This is a genomic window from Bacillota bacterium (genome assembly GCA_030705925.1).
In the GTDB taxonomy this organism is placed as follows: Bacteria; Bacillota; Clostridia; order Oscillospirales; family Feifaniaceae; genus JAUZPM01.
The window spans coordinates 1-17649 of sequence record JAUZPM010000044.1 but is presented as its reverse complement, the minus strand read 5'-3'; the positions used below and the strand labels follow the sequence as shown (position 1 = coordinate 17649).

The window sequence follows — 17649 nt, the reverse complement described above, 5'->3', positions numbered from 1 at the left end:
TTATGTTAGCTTCTACGCCCATTACTATAGTAGTATTACCTATTTTTCTCGGCATAGTGTCCATAGCGCCGAAATAAAACGGATGCGGCCCGTCTCCCAGCGCCGGACCATGCTCAGTGACAGCGATCAGTTCGAATCCTATTTTTTCAGCATATGTCGCGCATTCCGTCAGTGTGCTCTGAGCGTGAGAGCTTTTTGCAGTGTGCATGTGAATATCAGTTGAAACTTGCAGCATTAGGGTCTCCTTCTTTTTCAAATTGCTTCATAACGCGGTCGTTAAGTTCTTTTGCGGCGTTATATCCCATCATCCTCTGTCTGTAGTTCATTGCGGCGACCTCTATAATCATCGCAAGGTTTCTGCCCGGTTTTACAGGCACCACAAGGCTTGGGACTTCTATGCCCAGAATATTTGTTGTCTGAGACTCAAGCCCCAGTCTGTCATATACTTTTTTATTGTCCCATGCTTCAAGATTGATGACAAGGTCAATCTTCTCGGATATTTTGATTGCGCCCATTCCAAAAAGCCTGCGCACGTCTACTATCCCGATGCCTCTAAGCTCGATAAAGTGACGAATGACTTCCGGCGCTGAGCCGACAAGCGATTTATCTGATACTCTCTTTATTTCAACGGCATCGTCCGCAATGAGCCGGTGACCGCGCTTGACAAGTTCTATTGCTGTTTCGCTCTTTCCTACCCCGCTTTCGCCGAGCAGCAAGATACCCTCGCCGTATACTTCAACAAGAACGCCGTGCCGGGTAATTCGCGGGGCGAGATGCACATGAAGTGAGCCAATCAGCCCTGCTATGAGCGGAGATGTGCTTTGAGCGCTTCTAAGGATAGGCACTTCGTACTGCTTTGCAGCGTCAAGAAGTTCAGGAAACGGCTCGATATTCCTTGTAATAATAAGAGCAGGGATTTTCAGAGCAAACAGTTCTTCAAATCTGCTTAACCTAACCTCGCTGGGCAGATCCTTAAGATACCCAGTTTCGGCAAGACCAAGGCATTCTATTCTGTCCGCGTCGCAGTATTTAAGGAATCCCGCTATTGGGAGCCCTGGACGATTGACGTCTGCGCTGTGGATACGGTTTTTTTCGCCGTTCTCTGGCATATAGATAACCTCAAGAGAAAATTCATCAATCAGTGTCTTAAGCTCGATGCTGTAATCACTCATAGTCGTACTCCCATTAATTATTTAATAGATAATATATAATATTATAAATTAATAAATTACAATAATCAAATAAAAAACGGCTTAAAATAGAAAAAAACTGTTGCATTCATGTGTAGAATTTGTTAAAATGACTTTTGTTATATCAAACATGACTTAAGGGAGGTGTTTTGATGGCTAAATGTGATGTATGCGGTAAGAGCCTTGTGTTCGGCATAAAGGTGTCTCACTCACATAGAAGATCAAACAGAGCATGGAAGCCCAATGTTCAAAGGGTTAAGGCTTCAATCAACGGCGGTGCAAAATATATCAATGTCTGCACTAAATGCCTTCGTTCCGGCAAGGTGACCCGCGCGGTCTAATTATATCTGATAATAAAAAAAGGAGTTTTGCGACTCCTTTTTTATTTTTATCTATATTTTACTATTGAAATATTCTAATGAGACTTTAAGCTGCTTTTTAAGTATCTCCTGCCACATATGTCCATATATTTCTCCAGAGCCTTTTGATACTTTGGTAAGCCTAATTTCACCATTCGCATCAGTTTTTCGATAAAAATAATGGTCAGTTTCTTTATATAATTCCCACCCATCTTTATCACAAAAACGCTTTAATTCTTTCCAGCTTGGCATTTTATTAAGTCACCTATCTTTTTAGCATCTTCAAGAATAAGAGCCTTTAACACATAGGGAATATGAGATTTTCTATTGGGAGCTGCGCTCCATAATGCAAAATTATTGTAGTAATCTTCTGCATATTCTTGAATGGCTCTAGCCATTGATAACTTTACCTCATCCTCGGTTTTCCCATTTTCAATTAAATCAATTTCATTAAGAGATAAAGTTATCGATCCATCTTTTTCAGTATACTCCTGAGCAGTAAAAGTGTATGGCGTGAGCATACTTTCAAACAATGACAGGTTTGATAAAACCATTAAGTCTCTTGTACGTTTGATAAATGTGGGTTTTTCTCTCACAACTTGGTCGACAACTAAGCTCCAGTCTTTTCTAGCATCAGTAGCATTCATCACAAACATTTCTTTCACCTCTTGACGCCTCCATATTATCACAATTATGTACATTGTGTCAATAGTGTACACTTTTATTGTATGTAGAACGTTTATTAATATTCAAATTTATCTAAAAAAATTTTGAGTTTATAAGTAATCTGTCTAAATAAAATGAGCCTCCTGCTTTGCACAGGAAGCTCATTTTATTTTTTAATATATGTTTCTTACTTTTTCTTAAAGCTCAGCTTGGGTTCGGTTCCCGATGCAAGCCGTTTTATGTTCTGGTGATGCAAAAGAATCAGAAACAGAGCGATGCAGAATGCCCAGATTATGAAGCCTGTTTCCCCATGTCTTACAAATATCGAGCCAATCGCAAAAGAAACCGCGGCGCATATCGAACTAAGGCTTACGTATCTTGTAAGCGCAACTACTGCCGCAAAAACGACAAGAACAATTATAAAAAGACGCCAGTCGATAACAAGTGCCATTGCGGCAGCTGTCATGATTCCTTTTCCGCCCCTAAAACCGAAATAAAGCGGAAAGCAGTGTCCGATGATGCAGAGCGTGGCGGCGATAAGCTCTGCCTCAAGGGAACCCGGCATAAATGAGCGAGCCATGAGAACTGCTGCGATACATTTAATGCCGTCGCCTATCAGCGTAATTATAGCAAGCAGCGTTCCGTAGCTTCTAAGCATGTTGGTTGCGCCTGCGTTCCCGCTTCCGTGGTGTCTCACATCATCGGTGATATCTCTGATTTTTGATAAAATAATGGCAAAATTGAGACTTCCCAATAAGTAGCCTGCGACACCGATTATTATTAATTTTAACGTATCACTCATAAGAACACTCCTTACTTTTTGTCACCTTTTTCACGGATGATGAAACGGATTGGTGTGCCCTCAAGCCCGAACACGCTTCTGATCTGATTTTCTATATATCTCTGGTATGAGAAATGAAAAAGTTCGAGATCGTTGCAGAATATGACGAATGTGGGCGGCTTAATACTCGCCTGCGTCATATAGTAGATGCGAAGCCTTTTGCCGCGGTCTGTCGGCGGCTGAACCTTTCCGGTAGCCTCCTGCAGAACCTCGTTAAGCTTTCCTGTAGTGATGCGTATACAATTCTGCGAATGTACGTATTTTATGAGATCGAACAGCTCGTTTAAGCGCTGCCCGGTTTTTGCTGAAATAAATATGATGGGCGCGTAGGTCATATAGCTTAAGCCGTCCATGACTTCCTTGCGCATCTTGTCCATTGTTTTTTCGTCTTTTTCAACAGCGTCCCACTTGTTTACGGCGACTATTATTGCCTTTCCGTTTTCGTGCGCCACGCCGGCGATTTTAGTATCCTGTTCGGTAACTCCGGTATTCGCGTCGATCATAACGACGCAGACATCAGCGCGTTCAACCGCCATAAGTGAGCGGACGACGCTGTATCTCTCGATATTTTCGTCGATTTTGCTTTTTTTGCGCATACCCGCTGTATCTATTAGAATGTAATGATCCCCGGCTTTTTCGAAGGGAGTGTCGATAGCGTCACGGGTCGTGCCCGGAATATCCGAAACGATAAGCCGCTCATGCCCTACTATTCTGTTTATAAGAGAAGATTTGCCGACATTTGGCTTTCCTATCACCGCGACTTTGATTGCATCATTATCGTCATCATCATGAGGCTCTTTAGGAAGCTCCTCAAATACCGCATCCAGAAGGTCGCCTGTTCCACGCCCATGTGTCGCTGAAACTGCAATAGGCTCCCCTACTCCAAGATTATAAAATTCAAATATTTCAGGCGGAAGCTGACCTATACCGTCTGTCTTGTTTACGCACAAAACCAGCTTTTTGCGAGCTTTGAGCAGCATGTTAGCCACTTCTTTATCCGCGGCTACCATACCCGTCTGAAGATCGGTGACAAGTATTACGACGTCGGCTGTCTCAATAGCCATCTGCGCCTGACGCTTCATCTGGGATAATATTATATCATTTGTCTTTGGCTCTATGCCTCCGGTGTCTATAAGGGTGAACACCCTGCCCCGCCACTCACAATCCGCGTAGATGCGGTCGCGCGTAACGCCCGGGGTGTCGTCTACAATTGAAAGGCGCTGCCCCGTAAGTTTATTAAACAATGTGGATTTTCCGACATTAGGTCTTCCCACAATTGCAACAATCGGTTTTGCCATCATATCCTCCGTAATTTATAGTTCAATGTCCAAAACTGCGCTTATAAACGCCTCGCCAGTGTTTTCGATTGGGCGCACAGGTCTTTTAAAGCGCTCTTCGATCTCCTTGACAGTCACATCATCTAAAAACCGTTCACGGTCATACCGTAACATCTGCGCAGGAATCAGTATCTCATCTCCGAGATCGGCGGTCTCTAAACACTTTATAAGATCTCTGCCGACCACAAGTCCCGAAACGTCGACCGTTTTACCGAAAAACTCGTTTTCGACTGCATATACTGTCCCGCTAAGAGTATGACATTTCTTTTTAAGCTCGTCAAGCAAAGATTTTATGAACGGATAGGAAGCGACCCCTGTCAGCATCGTCACCTTGCGTTTATGCATAACCTGCGGCAAGTCACGTATAAGCATGTCGAACTCTTCTTTCATAGAAGCCATGAGCCCTACGCCGTTTTCTATCTGGGGATAATCCTCGTAATATTCCGGCTCGGGTATCGGCATTTTAGCCCTTAAGAAAAATTCATCAGCTAAAAATACAATGCGGCTGTCATGCGTTTTTTTCGCGTTTCCAGCGATTTTTTCTACCTGCTCAATGATCTTAACCGCGTCATCTTTTTCTATCATTTTAAGCGGATACAAACCATCTCTGTATTTAGTAATGCCGACAGGAACGACAGATATACTATTCACTTTAGGATAAAGTGAAATAAGATCATTTAGTGTTTTGTCAAGCTCGGCTCCGTCATTTACACCTTTGCAGACGACGACCTGACAGTTCATTTCAATATTAGCATCTGCAAATCTGCGCATAATAGCAAAACCGTTTGCGGCATTTGGATTTTTCATCATAAAAACCCTAAGCTCAGGATTTGTCGTCTGAACAGATATATTTATAGGGCTGATCTTAAGATGAATGATCTTTTGTATATCCTTTTCGGACAGGTTTGTAAGCGTTATATAATTTCCCATTAAAAAAGACATGCGCGCGTCGTCGTCTTTAAAATAAAGCGTTTCGCGCATACCTTTCGGCAGCTGGTCGATAAAGCAGAATATGCACTTGTTGGAGCAGTGTCTCTGCTTGTCCATCAGATAAGTGGCAAACTGAAGACCAAGATCCTCATATTCTTCTTTTTTTATTTTCTCCTTGCGCTCTCCGTCCTTGCCGCGAATCGTAAGTTCGATTTTTTTATTTGCCGACTGATACATATAATCCAGAACGTCTTCAATTTCCATTCCGTTTATTGCAACAAGCGTCTCTCCGGCAGAAGCATGTCCCTCTGCCGCGCCGCCCTTATCGACGCCTGTGATGAGAACAGCCATAAGTTTCCTCCAAATATCTCTGTAAATAAAAGCGGAGGGAACGAAATGCCCCCTCCGACTTAAATGCTGTTATTAGGCCTCTTTTTTAATAACCGCCTTGCCGTCATAATAACCACAGTTGCCGCAAACTCTGTGCGGTGCTGTCAGCTGATGGCACTGTTTGCACTCGACTAATGTCGGCGCATCGAGTTTCCAAACACTTGAACGCCTTAAATCTCTACGTCTTTTGGATATTTTCCCCTTTGGTACTGCCATTTAAGACACCTCCCTTATATACACATAATTACTTTTCTTTATTAAGTAGTTTTTGAAGAACTGCCAGTCTTGAATCCACCTCGTCGTTTTTGCAATCACATCCGCCCTCGTTTAAATCTTTGCCGCACTTCGGGCAAAGTCCTTTGCAGTCTTCACGGCAAAGCAGCCTGACAGGCGCGTTCACAACAACTGCATCCGCAGCAATCTTCCCTACATCAAACAGATCCTCAGTAACAAGCAAAAGCTTGTCGTCGTCGGCATTTTGAAGTTCAGTCACAAGCAGGTTTTCCACATCAACATCCACTTTATGACTTACGGGTTTCAAGCAGCGCGCACACAGCATCTCCATCATTCCGGATATGTTCAGAAGCAAGGTTACGATACCCGCCTTGTTCTCGACTTTTCCAGAAACGTGAAGAGGTGTCTTAAACGGGTGCTCATCTCCATACAGCTCAATATCACTGCCGTCCATATCAAATTCAATATCCAGACCGGAATTTTCATTTTTTAAAACGCCTGAAATATCAATAAGCATGGTACACCCCTCATAAGATACGCATAATATTATATATTTTGTATACCCAATTGTCAATCTTTTTATTAATTACTTTATAAAAACTCGTTTGTTATGCTTTTGAATTTAATTCATACTTGTTTATCGTTTTTTGATTTTTCTTATTGTATTTAGTTCCGTATAATTCCCTGTCTGCATAACGGACGATTTTCTCTACTGAAAGCTGATTAGTCGGGATAACGGTATAAAGTCCGAGCGAGAGTGTGACATAGTCACTTATAAGAGAGTAAGCATGTGGAATACCGTACTGGCTGATCTTTTCGTTTATCCTAGCGGTTATACGCGCTGCTTCTTCCCTTGACGTTTCGGGCAGTATGATCCCGAATTCATCTCCACCGTATCTTGCGACGATACCAGAAGTCTTTGAAATGCAATCTTTAAGTATGCGCGCAATCTGCCTTATACATTCGTCACCGGCAATATGACCGTAATTATCATTGTACTCCTTAAAGTAATCGATATCCAGCATGATAACAGTAAGCGGTTTATAACCTTTTTTACACCTGCTCCACTCGGATTTCAATGTTTTATCAAACTTGAATCGGTTATATATGCCGGTAAGTGCGTCTGTCTGAGTTATCTTCTCAAGTTTTTTATTTGTATCAGAGAGTTCTTTATTCAGCATGTCCAGCTCGTCGCATTTTTCCTGAATAATCATTCTGTTTGTGAAATCACTGAGCTTGCTTTTATATCTCACTCTAGCAACTGTAATGCATAAAATTATTAAAATGTTAGTGTTTATATAATCTGCGAACAATACTGATGTTTTGCAGTAAAAAGGCATCATTATCATTAAGAAAATATGTACGGGCAAATATAATACTAACGAATAAATAGGCTGAAAAACAGGAACGACCGCAACTGCCAAAACCGTAATAATGTAAACAATTACCTGCCCGGAGATATGCATATCGAGAATAGAAATCAACGCACCCCATATAAGCATAAAACCTGTGAACGTGAAAATAGTCATTTCAATTCTGCTTAGATTATTTTCTGCATTTTTCTCCAGATAACGCAAAATAAAATAAGCAGTCACCAAAACTATTGTTATGATCAGATACAGAAACCAGTAATACAAATCGGGATATATAAATATCTGCCATCTCTTTAATATGAGTACGAATGGGACAACGCATAATTCAAAACCCAGTAAAATGAGGGCAGAGATTTTATACCAAATCAGATTCTCCTTAAAAATTTCAGCATTGAAATCTGTTTTATATTTTTCAGGGACAGGAATAACAAAAATGCCGACAATAAAGTTTAAGATCTTATTCATATGCACCCTTCATTTTTATTGGGCTATTATGTTTCAGTATAACAACAATGGTATACAAAGTCAAATAAAAAAAGGCAGAAATTTACTTTCCGCCTCAGACTGTCGAAAAAGTACGCGCACCGCAAAAGCGATTACGTATAAGTAATAAGACTAAATGGAAATATCGGGCTTTAGAAGCGATCTTCAGGTTACGATTCGTAAACGCAAAATGACTCAAGCGTCCCCGTACCGGGGCACTTTTGCTTTCTTCAGAACAGGCGCCCTGCTGTATCTGCATACAGCGACGAGCGCCTGTTCTTCGTCTGCCTGTCCTTTTTCAATGTCTGTCAGCTTGTCGAAAACATAGTTTTTCGACAAGCTGAGGCAGAAATTTACTTTCTGCCTTTAGCGATTATTTTATCTTGCCGCGAAAATCCTTCATTATTTTTATAAAATCTTTTGGTTTTTCATCGTGGAAGCCATGACCCGACTTTACTTCGATCAGCTCGTTATTTTTAATAAGAGAATGGGCTCTGGTTGCGTCATTTTCATCCATTGCAGCGAGGAGAATGCCGTTTTTGTCATAGCTCCAGCTTGTATGTATCAAAACAGAGGGACAATTTATCCTTGACAACGTCTCAGCCTGGTCAAAGTGTTTGAACCACGAGCAGTCATAAAAAGTATCGCCGAACCTGATATCGTAAGAACCCGAGACTAAATTCCAGATTTGATTCAATGATGGAGGAAGGTAGAAAATCCTTATCTTGCCATTCGGATGCTTTTGTCTGTATGCAAGTACAGATTTTTCGATTCCGTTCCACGATTTACCGAATAGATTCTTCATATAACAATTTTCCATGTAATATTTTACATAATCTTTTTCTTCGGTTTGGTTTAGAAACTTATGAGTCGTATTAAACCCATCAACCCATGCAAAGGTTTTCTGCGTTCTTGACGGCTCTGTTGAGAAAAACGGCGGGTCCTCCAAAACGATGCCCCGCACGTCCTTCGGCGAGTTGGCAGCAAGCCAGGCTGTAAGCAGTCCGCCGGAAGAATGCCCCGAAACAACGACCGGTTCTTTTATTACGTTTTCTATAAACCATGTGAGATCTTTTCCTATTGCCTCCGCTGAATATTTTTCAGGATTTTTACTCGATTCACCGTGCCCGTAGCAATCAACGGCATAAATATGATAATACTTAGAAAGCTGTGGAAGCACCTTAGCGTAGTCTTCCCATGAAACTTCCTGACCATGTATCAGAAAAAGAGCAGGGCCGTTACTCGGACCTTCACCATAGTTTAAAACAGAGCCATCCTGCAAAGTCACCTGTTTTTCTTTAAATCCCACTTTGTACACATTTTTTAAGTCTGCCTTGTCATAATTAAGATTATGATATATGTATAAACCTATGGATATTCCGAGAATTACTATCAGCACGCAAAATACCTTTAAAAAAACCATTGCGATCCTTCCTGCCCTTGATTTTTTCTTCTTTCCGCTATACGCAGCAGTTTTCTCCTCTGTTTCGTTCATATTATGCACATCCCTATTAGTAAGAATAGTATGTAATGTATGACTAATTATACTGCTCATACTGGCGGCAGTCAATAGGAATGCAGATATATTTTAGGAAAAACGCAAAAAAGGCTGCATTTAAAATGCAGCCTTTAATATTTAAATATTATTCAACTGTAACAGATTTTGCAAGATTTCTCGGCTTGTCGACATCGCAGCCTTTTGCGACGGATGCATAGTAAGCGATTAGCTGAAGGGGAATAACAGAGAGGGACGGCATGAACATGTCATCTGTGTCCGGAACCGTAATTACATCGCTTTCACGCTCAAAGAATGTCTTATCTGATTTTCTGCAAACTGACCAAACACGCCCATTACGTGAACGGATCTCACAGATATTGCTGAATATCTTTTCATTTAAGCTTTTCTGTGTTGCAATAGCAAATGTCGGGGTCTGCTCTGTAATCAGTGAGATTGGGCCATGTTTGAGCTCGCCCGCACTGAATGCCTCGCTGTGTATATAAGAAATTTCCTTTAATTTAAGTGAACCCTCAAGAGCAAGTGAATAGTCAAGACCGCGGCCGATAAAGAAAATGTTATCGTACAGTTTAACGTCTTGCGCGATCTTCTCACAAGTATCAGCCTTTGACAGAAGAACGTCGCACAATTCTGGCAGGCGCTTGAACTCTTTGACATATTCGGTAAGCTGAGCCTCTGTTATTCTGCCTTTTACAAGGGCAAGCTGCAAGCATAAGAGATAGAATACAGCAAGCTGAGCGGAAAATGCTTTGGTTGTTGCAACGGCGATTTCAGGGCCGGCCGCTGTATATAGCATTATATCTGATTCACGTGCGGCGGATGAACCAAGCACGTTTACGATAGACAGAACAGGTATACCGCGGGCTTTCGCAAGCCTGATTGCGGCAAGCGTATCGGCTGTTTCGCCGCTCTGCGATATAGCGACGATAAGATCCTTATCCCGAAGCACAGGATGGCGATAACGGAACTCACTGCCAGCCTCAACTGTAGCTTCAACGCCGCAGAATGATTCAAGCAGGTATTTCCCTACTGTTCCGACATAGAACGCACTGCCGCAGCCGACAATAACGATGCGGTTCGTCCGGCGCAGGATAGCGTTGAACTCGCTGCTCTGGTCAAAATGAGGCATATCCTCGGCAAGATATTTATTTGCGATATTTTTAAGGACTCTAGGTGTCTCAAAGATTTCTTTGAGCATAAAGTGCGGATAGCCGCCCTTCTCTGCGCTTGAAATATCCCAATCAGCAACCTGAACCTTTTTATGGACTTCGTTTTTGTCCATATCATAGATCTTAATGCTGTTTTCGGTGATTTCGGCGATCTCGCCTTCCTCAAGCAGGTAATACTGCTTTGTGTATTTTAAAATCGCCGGCATGTCGGATGCAATGAAATTCTCGCCCTTACCTATACCGATCAAAAGCGGGCTGTCTTTTCTTGCGGCAATGATAGTCCCGGGGTTATCTGCCGAAATGATTCCAAGAGCATAAGAACCTGTGATTCTTGTAAGAGCCTGCTTCACAGCTTCGAACAGATCGCCTTTATAGAGGCTTTTTATAAGATGCGCCACAACTTCCGTATCAGTCTGTGAAAGGAAGACATAGCCTTCTTTTTCGAGCTCTTCCTTTAACTGCTGATAATTTTCGATGATCCCGTTATGTACAACTGTGATGTTTTCGCTTGAGTGCGGATGAGAGTTTACATCCGACGGCTCACCATGAGTTGCCCAACGTGTGTGACCGATGCCGCAAGTGCTGACTATGGCACCATTCTCACCTATCTTTTTTTCAAGATGCGCGAGTCTGCCTTTAGCCTTGATAACTTTTATGGTGTCGTCCGTGAAAACGGCGATCCCTGCTGAATCATATCCTCTATACTCCATTTTTTTTAGTCCGTCAAGCAATATCTCGACCGACTGTTTTTTCCCGGTATAACCAATAATACCGCACATACTGTTTTTCCTCCTATGATTTATAGTTGTTTAGATAATCTTTTAAGCTGTTTTAATCTTTTCATAATATCATTTCCGCCACGGCCAAATTCATCATGCAGAGCTTTATATTCATCATAAAGCTTATCGTATAAAGCAACGTTTTCAGGACTAGGCTTATAGCTTAGATTGGGAACATGGGCAAGCCTTTCGACTGCCTCAGAGAAATCGGAAAAGCCGCTTTTTTCTTCGCCTGCGGCCACAGCGGCACATATTGCAGAGCTGAGAGCTGCTGCCTGCCTGCTTTCGCAGATTTTAATTTCCTTGTTTGTGATGTCGGCATATATCTGCATAAAGAACGGATCTTTATGCGCAATGCCGCCGGAAGCGACAATGTCCTTGATCTCGATGCCAGAGCTTTCAAGCTTTTCTATTATAACGCGTAACCCGAAAGCCGAAGCCTCGAGCAGCGCACGGTATATTTCTTCTGTTCGAGTAGTGACCGATAACCCAATTATCAATCCCGACAGATCGTTGTCATCAAGGACTGAACGGTTGCCGTTCCACCAGTCAAGGGCAATAAGCCCGCTTTCACCGGGGCGGAGCTTTGACGCACGTTCGCGCAGGACTTGGTGAACGCTTATCCCTCTTCTTTCCGCTTCTTCGTTGTAAGACGATGGGACACACTCGTTTATAAACCATCCAAACAGGTCGCCGACACAGCACTGTCCCGCTTCGTAGCCGTAATATCCTGTGCAGATGCCGTCTTTGACCATTCCGCAGATGCCATCGACATTAACGCCGCTTTTTGACAATAAGATCACGCAGACCGATGTGCCTACTATCAGCGCGATACGTCCCTCTTCATGGATACCGGAGCCGCGAAGACCGCACTGCCCATCAATCTGCATTGCGGAAACAGCTGTTCCCACGCTGAGCCCCGTAAGGCTTGCGCCGAACGCTGACAGTTCGCCTGCTTTGCTCTCTGTCAAGATAACGTCATTTACAAATTTATCGGCGCAGTTTTCAAAACCTTCCCTGCATGCCCCGAAAAATTCAGGTGACGGATACCCGTCTTCTTCTGTATAGCAAAAGCGAAAACCCGCAGATGCAAGGCTTGAGGCAAGGTGCCCCGTAAGTTTATATATGAGCCAGTCTCCAGCTTCCAGATATTTATATGTACTACGGTAAACTTCAGGCGCGTTGTCAAACATTTCAAGCAGTTTAGGAATTGCCCATTCTGACGAGACCTTTCCGCCCATTGCGGCAAGCCATTTCTCTCCCCGTTCTTTTGCCACCCTGTTTACTATATCCGCCTGCGGCTGTGCGCCGTGGTGCTTCCAAAGCTTGACATAGCTGTGCGGATTATCTGAAAATTCGTTTAACAGGCAAAGCGGCGTTCCGTCTTCAGTTATCGGCAGGACTGAACAGGACGTGAAATCTATACCTACGGATATTACTTCTTCTTTCGAAACGTCCGTGAGCCTCAAAAGCGCCGGAATCAAAAATGATACAGCGTCGAGATAATCCTGCGGATGCTGAAGCGCAAAATCGACAGGCAGTTTTCTGCCGTTTGGAAGGACTGAATCCATGACGCCGTGCGGGTATTCGAATAATACGGAACCTATCTCTTTTCCCGTCTAGAGATCAAGCATCAGAGCACGGGCAGAAAGTGTTCCAAAATCTATTCCTACTGAATATTTCATCTTTATCACCTGCAATAATTATACGTTATTATATCATAGCGTAAGACGATTTGTATATACTTTCCTTAATCATTTTGTGTTTTAAACGTTTACGCGGTTATAAATTTAATCAACAAAAGCAATTTATGAACACAAAAAGCAGAATAGTACAAAAAGAAAACGGCACAAGCTTTCGCTTATGCCGCTCTTTATTATTTTTCATACCCCGCCAAGCCGTAAGGCGTTATAAAAACCCTGCGTTCATGCAGGTGGGTGCCCTCTCCACAGCATCGTGCTTCCAACTTCCGCCACAAGAGCGGGAGGCCTGCAATTTAATCTGCGGAAGACCGGGCTCCCATATTGGTAGTGTAGGTATTTATAAAACACCTCAAACGTACCAAGCAGGGACACCATTATTATAATCAAGACTGTCTTAAAATACAAGTGGGAAATTAAAATTTTAATTGAAATTTATGGAGTTAATGCAGCAGTTCAAAATCGTCGCTCTGATCGAATCTTTTTTCAAATTCTTCTGCTATGCGGTTGAATTCGTCATCGTCATCGATTGTGACGTAAAACACTTCTCCGTTTTCATCAAGGATGACCTTAAGGATGACAAGCTCGCCGTCTGCTTCCAGCATTTCCTGCGGCTCATCGTAAACCGGGACGAGCGCGGCGTATGTCTCGCCCTCGATTTCAAGCGTGTCTATATGCTCAAAGGTTTTCTCGCTGCCGTCTTCATCAACAAGCGTAACAATAGTTCCGTCAAATCCGCTCATAATAACTCCTCCTTTTAATCTATGCAGAATCACTCTAAAACGTAACAGTTGTAGTCGTATATTTCATTTTCTTCGGAAAAACTTAAATATTCGAAAACAAGCTTATAATCCTTATTACCTTTTAAGAGTATCGTCAGTTCATCTGCTGAAACGGAATTTTTTCCTGTATCTTTACTTGAAAGTTTATCAAAGAATGCGGTTGCATCCGCGGTGGCTAACGTATCACTGCCATTTAAAAGCGATATGGTTATAGTTTTGTCTTTCTTAGTAAATTTAATATTAAAACCGATATTTTCATTTTTGTTTATCATTGAAAAATTGCTGAATCCGGCAACGTCTATTGAAAACGGTCGGTCAATGCTGAAATAATGTTCTTTTGCCGTATCATAAGCATTGGCTTCAAAGCCAAATGTATCGTTGAAATCCTGATAAAATCTAAAACTGACAGGCAGATATTTAAGCTTTGGAGTTAGATGTCTTGTAACAGTCAGGTATTGTGTGATGCTGCGTATCTCTTTCTTGTCGTCGCTGCTGACATCGGTTTTAGGCGTGATTTTTCCGTCCTTGATCATATTATTCTTATTTAAGTAATAATTTAAACGCACAATCTGGTCATGTGCCGAAATATCCAGCGCCCCGACAGCAGGCAATATAGAAATGAAGCATATGATTGCGGCGGCAAGAGCTGTAAAGCGGATGCCCTTTCCATTTGTAATTGTCAAAATCACGATAGTCGCTATCAAAACGACCGAAAAAGCGAGCAGATAATATCTTGATTCAGTGAATCCGTAAGCACGCAGCCTAATAACGACAGCCGCAAGCTGAGTAAGCACCGGAACTATAACGATAAAAGGAAAAATACGTCTGAAAACGGCCGAAAGCCGATTATAACCCCCATCGCATAAAACAAATGTCAATATCCCTATTATTCCGTAAGCGAGCACTAATGGCCCGACTTCGCCTATCGGCCACTTTAGGTTTATCAGTATTTTGACAAAATAAATATATAATACCGCTGTGAAAATAAAATAAAGCGGAATGACAACATAAGTGATCAGTATCTGGAAAAAAGGCGGCTTGTGTGAGTCATCGTCAAGCGTCATATCCTCCTCGTATTTCGGCAGGTTGCCGACAAAGAAAATGGGCGCGAACAGGACGAATGCAACAAATGCAATATGAGTGTAAACTCTGTATGAGACTTTTACAAGCAGCAGATTTACAGCACCGAAAATAAGTGACACGCCGCCGAACAGAACAACTGCGAAGAGCGCCGTCATAAATGCGTTTTTAAAATATATATATGCGTTTTTTTCAAAGTCGAACCTGCCTTTAACCGATGGAATATACAGTATCAGCAGTGCCAGCATACCGAAAAACGCACCAAGCGGTATGCCAAGATCGTCATTCGTATTATTCCAGAACAAAATAGAAAGTCCGCCATAAGCTGCGACTCCGAGCAGAGCGGTCATGATTGGAAGATGTGTCGCAAATATCCGCATCGTAAGCTCTAGGAGAAGACATACAAGGATGCCGGTAAACATTGCAAGGTAAAAAATAAAATGTTTTTCCGCGAAAACTTTTTCGAAAATAAGTACCATCATAACATAGGTTATGACAACAGAAGCGCATGTGGCGGGAAAGCGACGGAACGCATTAAAGATGTTTGCGAATTTGTTTTTGATAAAGCCGGTCACTTTCATGGGGATGCCTCCTCATTTATTATTCAAATGAATTGTTTTTCCACCAGTTCTGTTTTTCAAGTGTCGAAAGCTCGCCGAGATGAGAGTTGTCACCCTCCAGAAGCAATGTCGGCTGCAAAGTATCATCAAATGCCGCAATAGAGACGGCAGTATTGTCACGCCAGGCTACCTCATCGACTTTTTCAAGCGGCAGCCCTTTTAAAAAAGCTGTAAGTGTGCGGATGAGAGTTCCATGTGTTACAATTGCAATGGTTTTTCCTTTATTTTTGCTTACAATGTCTTTTACCGCCGAGACCGCACGGTCATACAGCTCTCGCACGCTCTCTCCGCGGGGGGCTATGAATTTACTGAAATCATTAAGCCAGTATTCAGTCTCCTCCGGGTATTTTTTAGGGAATACCGTCCATTTTTTGCCTTCCCATTCACCGCCGTTGATCTCTCTTAAACGCGGGTCGGCAATCATTGGGATGTCCCTGCCGTTTCGCACGGCAAGAGCGGTTTCAGTCGTTCTCGAAAGGTCGCTGTGATAAATGACATCAAGATTTATTTTGCTCATCCTTGCGCTTAAGCATTTCAGCTGAGCATAGCCGTTTTCAGTGATCTTGCCGTCGGTGATGCCGTGAAAAATCCTGTCTACGTTGCCCCTTGCCTCGGCATGGCGGATTATATACACCCTTGTCATCGGTTTCCTCCGTTAGTTGAGAATCAGGCTGCCTGTAAGCTCTTTAATAGATTTTATGCCGTTTTTATCGAGATAATCGCAAAGACCCTTTTTAATATCGATCGCGGCAAACGGATTTCTGAAAAATGCCGTTCCGACAGAGACAGCGTCAGCCCCCGCGATAATGAATTCAAGTGCATCCTCCGCCGTTGCAATGCCGCCCATGCCGATCACGGGTATCTTTACGGCGTTTTTGACCTGCCACACCATGCGTACTGCAACCGGACGTACAGCGGGGCCGGACAATCCGCCGACATTATTGTTAAGTATAGGCTTTCTAGTTTTAACGTCTATCTTCATGCCCAAAAGCGTGTTGATAAGCGAAAGCACGTCTGCACCCGCCGCCTCTGCAGACCTCGCGATTTCCGCAATATCTGTGACGTTTGGCGAAAGCTTGACTATTAGCGGCTTTGACGCATGTTTTTTTACGGCAGAAACGATCTCAAACACCGTTTTTGCGCTTGTGCCGAAAGCAACGCCGCCCTCTTTGACGTTCGGACAGGATATATTCATTTCTATCATATCCGTTTCGCTTGAGGATATTCTCTCTGCCATTTCGCAGTAATCGCCGACAGTGTTTCCAGCAATGTTCGCAATGACCTTTAAGGAATATTTTTTAAGTTCGGGCAGGTAATCATGAAGGAATACATCCACGCCTGGGTTTTGAAGCCCCACGCTATTGAGAATCCCGGACGGGGTTTCCGCTATCCTCGGCGGCTTATTGCCCAAACGTTCTGTAAGTGTTAATCCCTTTACACTTATTCCGCCCAGTTCATTAAGTGAAAACATCTCTCCGTATTCACGGCCGAACCCGAAGGTGCCCGATGCGGCGATTATCGGGTTTTCGAACGTGACGCCGGCAATTTCAACACTAAGGTCACTCATTCAAAAACCACCTCCGCCACATTAAATACAGGGCCGTCTGAGCAAACATGACTGTAGCTTTCAGTTCCCGCTTTTTTTGTCTTGCAGGCGCAGACAAGGCATGCCCCGATGCCACAGCCCATCCTCTCTTCCATTGAGATCTCACACGGGATTTCAAGATTTTTCGTATATCCGGCAAACGCCTTAAGCATAGGTTTAGGGCCGCAGGCATACGCAATATCGAATTTACCGTCAAGCTTTTTTTCGGCGCAGTTTACGGCATTTCCGTGAAAGCCAATAGAGCCATCGTCGGTGGCGACCAAAACTTTTGCGCCGGTTACCGCAAATTCCGCGCACATGACCGCGGCACTGCGGTTTCTGAAACCAAGCAGCACTGTCGCGTCGGCACCGTAAAATTTCGCAAGCTCATAAAGCGGAAAAATGCCGATTCCGCCCCCCGCAATAAGAGCCTTTTTGCCCTTTTCAAGGCTGAAGCTGTTGCCGAGAGGGCCAAGCACATCAAGCGTGTCACCGGGCTTTTTCCCCGATAAATATCTTGTCCCCTCGCCTTTTATTTCAAACACGATGCTTAAAAAATCTGAACCGATTTCGCAGACGCTTATCGGCCGTCGCAGCAGCACTCCGTCGCCGCGG

General features: G+C 43.2%; 19 protein-coding genes, 1 other RNA gene and 1 pseudogene. 1 reads left to right on the top strand and 20 read right to left on the bottom strand.

Annotated features, from left to right (window positions below):
- Window positions 1-235, bottom strand: a 235-nt coding sequence (locus tag Q8865_07825) for a PHP domain-containing protein (protein ID MDP4153325.1), incomplete at its 3' end; no start/stop codon positions are given.
- Window positions 216-1172: an HPr(Ser) kinase/phosphatase gene (gene hprK, locus Q8865_07820; protein ID MDP4153324.1), complete on the bottom strand. Its 957-nt coding sequence runs from the start codon at window positions 1170-1172 to the stop codon at window positions 216-218. The genes hprK and Q8865_07825, both read right to left, overlap by 20 nt.
- 170 nt (window positions 1173-1342) lie before the next feature.
- Here hprK and rpmB point away from each other — a divergent pair, with 170 nt between their 5' ends.
- Entirely contained in the window at window positions 1343-1531 is a 189-nt protein-coding gene (gene rpmB, locus Q8865_07815) for a 50S ribosomal protein L28 (protein ID MDP4153323.1), read from the top strand.
- A 51-nt stretch (window positions 1532-1582) separates the two neighbouring features.
- Here the strand turns inward: rpmB and Q8865_07810 are convergent, their stop codons facing one another.
- The 18 genes and pseudogenes from Q8865_07810 to Q8865_07725 all read right to left on the bottom strand — a co-directional run.
- Window positions 1583-1801, bottom strand: coding sequence for a type II toxin-antitoxin system HicA family toxin (locus Q8865_07810; protein ID MDP4153322.1), 219 nt, complete (start codon window positions 1799-1801; stop codon window positions 1583-1585).
- Window positions 1780-2205, bottom strand: a complete 426-nt coding sequence (locus Q8865_07805; GenBank protein ID MDP4153321.1) for a hypothetical protein — start codon at window positions 2203-2205, stop codon at window positions 1780-1782. The genes Q8865_07810 and Q8865_07805 overlap by 22 nt, the downstream gene beginning before the upstream one ends.
- A 197-nt stretch (window positions 2206-2402) precedes the next feature.
- Window positions 2403-3017, bottom strand: coding sequence for a glycerol-3-phosphate 1-O-acyltransferase PlsY (gene plsY, locus Q8865_07800; protein MDP4153320.1), 615 nt, complete (start codon window positions 3015-3017; stop codon window positions 2403-2405).
- An 11-nt stretch (window positions 3018-3028) separates the two neighbouring features.
- The gene (gene der, locus Q8865_07795) at window positions 3029-4354 is read right to left on the bottom strand and encodes a ribosome biogenesis GTPase Der (GenBank protein MDP4153319.1); all 1326 of its coding nucleotides are present in this window, start codon (window positions 4352-4354) and stop codon (window positions 3029-3031) included.
- A 15-nt stretch (window positions 4355-4369) separates the two neighbouring features.
- Entirely contained in the window at window positions 4370-5674 is a 1305-nt protein-coding gene (locus Q8865_07790) for a DUF512 domain-containing protein (protein ID MDP4153318.1), read from the bottom strand.
- Between the two features lie 72 nt (window positions 5675-5746).
- The gene (gene rpmF / locus Q8865_07785) at window positions 5747-5929 is read right to left on the bottom strand and encodes a 50S ribosomal protein L32 (GenBank protein ID MDP4153317.1); all 183 of its coding nucleotides are present in this window, start codon (window positions 5927-5929) and stop codon (window positions 5747-5749) included.
- A 28-nt stretch (window positions 5930-5957) separates the two neighbouring features.
- Window positions 5958-6464 (bottom strand): DUF177 domain-containing protein, encoded by a 507-nt coding sequence (locus tag Q8865_07780; protein ID MDP4153316.1) that lies wholly within the window; start codon window positions 6462-6464, stop codon window positions 5958-5960.
- A 91-nt stretch (window positions 6465-6555) separates the two neighbouring features.
- A complete protein-coding gene (locus Q8865_07775; protein MDP4153315.1) occupies window positions 6556-7785 on the bottom strand; it encodes a diguanylate cyclase in 1230 nt (409 codons plus the stop codon).
- Window positions 7786-7998: 213 nt separating this feature from the next.
- The gene (locus Q8865_07770; GenBank protein ID MDP4153314.1) at window positions 7999-8142 is read right to left on the bottom strand and encodes a hypothetical protein; all 144 of its coding nucleotides are present in this window, start codon (window positions 8140-8142) and stop codon (window positions 7999-8001) included.
- Between the two features lie 34 nt (window positions 8143-8176).
- Window positions 8177-9226, bottom strand: a complete 1050-nt coding sequence (locus Q8865_07765) for an alpha/beta hydrolase (GenBank protein ID MDP4153313.1) — start codon at window positions 9224-9226, stop codon at window positions 8177-8179.
- Window positions 9227-9446: 220 nt separating this feature from the next.
- Complete coding sequence (glmS, locus tag Q8865_07760; GenBank protein ID MDP4153312.1) at window positions 9447-11267, bottom strand: glutamine--fructose-6-phosphate transaminase (isomerizing); 1821 nt, start codon at window positions 11265-11267, stop codon at window positions 9447-9449.
- 20 nt (window positions 11268-11287) lie between these two features.
- Window positions 11288-12952, bottom strand: a pseudogene (locus Q8865_07755) (ribulokinase).
- Between the two features lie 198 nt (window positions 12953-13150).
- Window positions 13151-13342, bottom strand: a non-coding RNA gene (ssrS, locus tag Q8865_07750) — 6S RNA.
- A 68-nt stretch (window positions 13343-13410) separates the two neighbouring features.
- Window positions 13411-13710 (bottom strand): DUF1292 domain-containing protein, encoded by a 300-nt coding sequence (locus Q8865_07745; GenBank protein MDP4153311.1) that lies wholly within the window; start codon window positions 13708-13710, stop codon window positions 13411-13413.
- A 29-nt stretch (window positions 13711-13739) separates the two neighbouring features.
- Entirely contained in the window at window positions 13740-15410 is a 1671-nt protein-coding gene (locus Q8865_07740; GenBank protein ID MDP4153310.1) for a DUF4153 domain-containing protein, read from the bottom strand.
- A gap of 19 nt (window positions 15411-15429) precedes the next feature.
- Window positions 15430-16092: a histidine phosphatase family protein gene (locus Q8865_07735; protein MDP4153309.1), complete on the bottom strand. Its 663-nt coding sequence runs from the start codon at window positions 16090-16092 to the stop codon at window positions 15430-15432.
- A 12-nt stretch (window positions 16093-16104) separates the two neighbouring features.
- A complete protein-coding gene (locus tag Q8865_07730) occupies window positions 16105-17016 on the bottom strand; it encodes a dihydroorotate dehydrogenase (GenBank protein ID MDP4153308.1) in 912 nt (303 codons plus the stop codon).
- Window positions 17013-17649: dihydroorotate dehydrogenase electron transfer subunit (locus Q8865_07725; GenBank protein ID MDP4153307.1), on the bottom strand; the 637-nt coding region annotated here is incomplete at its 5' end. The genes Q8865_07725 and Q8865_07730, both read right to left, overlap by 4 nt.

Bases quoted from the DNA above. Each gene is read 5' to 3' on its own strand.
- hprK (MDP4153324.1), bottom strand. From the start codon at position 1,172: ATGAGTGATTACAGCATCGAGCTTAAGACACTGATTGATGAATTTTCT.
- rpmB (MDP4153323.1), top strand. From the start codon at position 1,343: ATGGCTAAATGTGATGTATGCGGTAAGAGCCTTGTGTTCGGCATAAAG.
- Q8865_07810 (MDP4153322.1), bottom strand. From the start codon at position 1,801: ATGCCAAGCTGGAAAGAATTAAAGCGTTTTTGTGATAAAGATGGGTGG.
- Q8865_07805 (MDP4153321.1), bottom strand. From the start codon at position 2,205: ATGTTTGTGATGAATGCTACTGATGCTAGAAAAGACTGGAGCTTAGTT.
- plsY (MDP4153320.1), bottom strand. From the start codon at position 3,017: ATGAGTGATACGTTAAAATTAATAATAATCGGTGTCGCAGGCTACTTA.
- der (MDP4153319.1), bottom strand. From the start codon at position 4,354: ATGGCAAAACCGATTGTTGCAATTGTGGGAAGACCTAATGTCGGAAAA.
- Q8865_07790 (MDP4153318.1), bottom strand. From the start codon at position 5,674: ATGGCTGTTCTCATCACAGGCGTCGATAAGGGCGGCGCGGCAGAGGGA.
- rpmF (MDP4153317.1), bottom strand. From the start codon at position 5,929: ATGGCAGTACCAAAGGGGAAAATATCCAAAAGACGTAGAGATTTAAGG.
- Q8865_07780 (MDP4153316.1), bottom strand. From the start codon at position 6,464: ATGCTTATTGATATTTCAGGCGTTTTAAAAAATGAAAATTCCGGTCTG.
- Q8865_07775 (MDP4153315.1), bottom strand. From the start codon at position 7,785: ATGAATAAGATCTTAAACTTTATTGTCGGCATTTTTGTTATTCCTGTC.
- Q8865_07765 (MDP4153313.1), bottom strand. From the start codon at position 9,226: ATGGTTTTTTTAAAGGTATTTTGCGTGCTGATAGTAATTCTCGGAATA.
- glmS (MDP4153312.1), bottom strand. From the start codon at position 11,267: ATGTGCGGTATTATTGGTTATACCGGGAAAAAACAGTCGGTCGAGATA.
- Q8865_07745 (MDP4153311.1), bottom strand. From the start codon at position 13,710: ATGAGCGGATTTGACGGAACTATTGTTACGCTTGTTGATGAAGACGGC.
- Q8865_07740 (MDP4153310.1), bottom strand. From the start codon at position 15,410: ATGAAAGTGACCGGCTTTATCAAAAACAAATTCGCAAACATCTTTAAT.
- Q8865_07735 (MDP4153309.1), bottom strand. From the start codon at position 16,092: ATGACAAGGGTGTATATAATCCGCCATGCCGAGGCAAGGGGCAACGTA.
- Q8865_07730 (MDP4153308.1), bottom strand. From the start codon at position 17,016: ATGAGTGACCTTAGTGTTGAAATTGCCGGCGTCACGTTCGAAAACCCG.